At 55.8% G+C, this 3391-nt stretch carries 5 protein-coding genes; all 5 read right to left on the bottom strand.

Translation table 11 applies throughout. The annotated features are described in order from the left end of the window. Positions 1–137: 137 nt before the first annotated feature. A complete protein-coding gene (locus tag ACESMB_RS15025; RefSeq protein WP_372971992.1) occupies positions 138–1583 on the bottom strand; it encodes an exopolysaccharide biosynthesis polyprenyl glycosylphosphotransferase in 1446 nt (481 codons plus the stop codon). Between the two features lie 271 nt (positions 1584–1854). Beyond that, positions 1855–2076, bottom strand: a complete 222-nt coding sequence (locus ACESMB_RS15020) for a hypothetical protein (protein ID WP_372971991.1) — start codon at positions 2074–2076, stop codon at positions 1855–1857. Positions 2077–2477: 401 nt separating this feature from the next. After that, the gene (locus tag ACESMB_RS15015) at positions 2478–2750 is read right to left on the bottom strand and encodes a type II toxin-antitoxin system RelE/ParE family toxin (RefSeq protein WP_372971990.1); all 273 of its coding nucleotides are present in this window, start codon (positions 2748–2750) and stop codon (positions 2478–2480) included. A 64-nt stretch (positions 2751–2814) separates the two neighbouring features. After that, the gene (locus ACESMB_RS15010; protein ID WP_372971989.1) at positions 2815–3120 is read right to left on the bottom strand and encodes an H-NS family nucleoid-associated regulatory protein; all 306 of its coding nucleotides are present in this window, start codon (positions 3118–3120) and stop codon (positions 2815–2817) included. 95 nt (positions 3121–3215) lie between these two features. Beyond that, complete coding sequence (locus tag ACESMB_RS15005; RefSeq protein WP_372971993.1) at positions 3216–3299, bottom strand: SEC-C metal-binding domain-containing protein; 84 nt, start codon at positions 3297–3299, stop codon at positions 3216–3218. Between the last annotated feature and the right edge of the window lie 92 nt (positions 3300–3391).

Genomic DNA, 3391 nt, shown 5'->3' with positions numbered 1-3391 from the left:
GTCTCCTGATCAAGGGTTGGTCTCAGCAACCAAACCTTCCCATCAGGAGGCCATTCCCGCCAATAGTGATGTCTTTCCCGCGTCAGCGGGTTCGTTCAATGGCCGACCGGATATGTCAGAATGCGCACGAACCACGGTCAATATGCCGCGCGGTTCCACAATAGGCTCGGCGGAGTGCGTAGCAATATCAACAGGTCCAACCAGATGGACCAGTTCTCGATATAGTAGAGATCGTGCTCGAAACGCGCATGGAGCTTTGCGGCAACATCGACCTCGCCCCGGAACCCATGGATCTGGGCCCATCCGGTGATACCGGGCGGCAAGCGGTGACGGGCCGAGTAGCCGTCAACGATACTGGAGAAACGCTCCTGCCGGCTCGAAAGCGCATCGACCGCGTGAGGCCGCGGCCCCACCAAGGACAAATCCCCGGAAAGCACGTTGAACAGCTGTGGCAACTCGTCGATCGAACTGCTCCGCAGAATGCGTCCAACCCGTGTGACACGCGGATCGTTACGGGTCACGACGTGGCGTGCCGTGGGATCCATCGTCTCGTTATACATCGAACGAAACTTCAGTACGTCGATAATCCGGTCATTATACCCGTGCCTCTTCTGCCTGAAGAAGACAGGCCCGCCGGTTTCGAGCCAGATTGCCATTGCTGCGACAAGCATCACCGGCCAAACGATCAACAGGGCCAGGGTCGCAAAAACGATGTCGAAAACCCGCTTCATCAGACGGCGCTCTGCCGGGAAGGTGCCTCGAATGGCGGAGATCAACGGGTCGCGCGTGCTCTGCGAGAACGCGTAATCCTGGCTGAATGCGGATAGTCGAATCTCCACGGGCAAGACCTTTAACTTGGTCATCAGCCAGTTGATCCGCTCTTCCGCCTCCAGCGGCAGGGAAATGATCACCATGTCGATTTCCGACTGTCGGACGAAGTCGATCAGCTCGTCATAACCGCCAATTTTCGGGACCCCGATAACCTGAGGCGGGGAACGGTCATCGTCGCGATCATCAAATATCCCATAAGGGCGCACATCATTCTGTGCTCGTGCGTTCAGCCCACGGATCAGCGTTTCGGCATGTTCTCCACCGCCGGCAATGACCGCACGACGCTGGATCAACCCGGTATCTATGATCCAGGCAATCACCTGGGCCTCGACCAGGCGCAGAGGAACCACGACAAAGGCAAGCGCCAGCAGACTGGCGAGAAGGAAATCGGTGAATTCGGCGGACCAGGCATGGGCGACCAAGCTTGCAGCCAGCGTCACCGGTCCGGCCAGAGCGAGCAAAGCTCCCAGCACCGCATGCTTGGGCTTTCGCATCACGTTTGGTCTGTAGCCTCCGCCCAAGGCCAGCAACCCGATTGACGCAGCGGCTATCAACAGCCCCGCGCTAGCCGCGTCCAGCGGCGCGAAGTCAGAAGGGGCGACAGCGGCATATTGTGCAAACCACAAGGCCGTGGCGAAGACCGGCAGATCCAGGCAGATGGCAAGAACGGTTATCCAGACCGGGGCCAGCGAAGGTCGTCGTAATGCGGTGGCAATGTTTGCAGCGGCTTCGTTCAATCCAGTTTCATTCATGAAGACAGGCAACCTTTTTATGCGTGGTAGCACATGGCAACGTCTTGCTTAAAATTTGGCTAAAGGGAATTGTCTTGAAGGGTCACCGGTGGTGAAATGCTTCGGTCCAGCTGATTGGGTCCATGGCGGCATGGCATCACAGCGATGCTGATGCAGGTCAACTGAAAAACAGCGATTGGGCTGCCGCAGCGGCTCTCAATTCGATCGCGGAAATCGAGACGGTTCTTCCCTGCTTGGTTCATATCTGGCGCCACACAGGGGACAGAAAACCTCAAACCTCAACTTTTTCGGGGCTCACTGATCCGATTTCATCGTCAGGCTTAGCTGATTTGCGGGGCAGAATGCACACCAGCCCTGCCACACCCAATGTGGTCAGGGAGCCTCCGACCGAGTAGAGAAGGAAGGTGGACCAGAGAGAGCTTCCAGCAATGAGGCCCATCAGTGCCAGTATCGCGCCGGAAATCATACCTACAATGAGATAGCCTATAACCATGTCGGATGTCCTGCCGGATTTGGGTTGATCGCTGAGATCGCTCAGGAACTTCAAACCCGTAGCTTACGATGCTCTATCGGCGGAAAATAGCTGGCCCGTCGGACGTGTGCTGACCTAGCCACATGGCTAACCAAAAGGCTTGTGGATGCCTCCATGTTCTTCCGTGACGTCGTCTAACGACACTTGGCACATTGTGATGCCTTTAGGGGGCGGGATCCACACCATCAACTTTCGCGCGTTTCTCGATCGGCTATGCCCGCGTCTCGACCGAGGATCAGACCCCCTGCCCCAGGCACAGGCCCTGAAAGCCGCTGGCTGCGCCGAATTCCATGAAAAGCACGCTTCTGGGGAAATCGAGTACGGCCCGTGCCTCAAGCAAAGAACTAAGCAGATATGTCCGCTCAGTCGGGCCATTTCTCGGCAGACCAGTCTCGGGCTGTGTGAATCACCCGGACAATTGCCACTGCTTCCTCGCCGCCCGTCTGTGTGATCGCATAGGCAAGGATGTAAGGTAGGCTTGTCACCGACTTCTCGTAAGTACCTGCCAGTCTTCCGGGGCGTCCTGTCGGCATTTCCCCGAGGGTCAAAGCCGTCTTGTCGATAGCACCGGCCACTCGATGGGCGGCGGAAAGGTCACATACAGTAACTTGGGAGTATTTGAAAGATTCAATCAAGCTAAGGCAAGTCTGGTTAAAACTTGCCAAGCCTATACGAACTTACATTTCGTAGTTGGGAAAATCAGATTTTGAGGTCGTCCTTGCTCAAACCTGCCTCGAGAGCATCGATGAACCATTTCGGTTTCCGCCCCATCCCGGTCCAGGTCAGGGTAGGATTATCCGGGTGACGATATTTCGGCAGACGTTTGGCACTCCCCGTTTTTGAAACCCCGGCAATCGCCTCCAGCGAATACCCCATCTCCTTGGCCTGCGCCTCAAGTTTGGCTCGGGCTTCGGAAAGTTGGCGAGCCTCGTAGGTCTCAATCGCTTTTTCCACATCTTTCCTGAGCTTCTTAAGCTCTTCAAGAGTCATGTCTTCCAGCTGCATATGTCATTTCCTCTTTTGACGTTTAAGAAATGCAATTATCAGCGAATGGCAAGAAAAGAAAACCCCGTTATTTCTTGGGGATATCGAGCGAGCGATCAGTTGGCTCGACAGCATTTCGTGTATTTGCGACCAGATCCGCAGGGGCACGGCTCATCTTCAGAACTTGGACTTAAGGGCACCTCTAAAAATTGCCCTGAACCCGGCGCTGCGGTATGATCGGGGTGGCAAACCGGAATTGGGGTAAGACGATGGCGCAGATGGGTTTCTTTGA

The sequence above is a fragment of the Marinobacter sp. genome (assembly GCF_041686475.1).
GTDB lineage: Bacteria > Pseudomonadota > Gammaproteobacteria > Pseudomonadales > Oleiphilaceae > Marinobacter.
The sequence above is the reverse complement of the archived record's forward strand: the minus strand, read 5'-3'. Positions and strand labels throughout refer to the sequence as shown.

What these genes read in the sequence shown, in the direction of transcription:
- ACESMB_RS15025 (WP_372971992.1), bottom strand. Translation starts at nt 1,583, where the DNA reads ATGAATGAAACTGGATTGAACGAAGCCGCTGCAAACATTGCCACCGCA.
- ACESMB_RS15020 (WP_372971991.1), bottom strand. Translation starts at nt 2,076, where the DNA reads ATGGTTATAGGCTATCTCATTGTAGGTATGATTTCCGGCGCGATACTG.
- ACESMB_RS15010 (WP_372971989.1), bottom strand. Translation starts at nt 3,120, where the DNA reads ATGCAGCTGGAAGACATGACTCTTGAAGAGCTTAAGAAGCTCAGGAAA.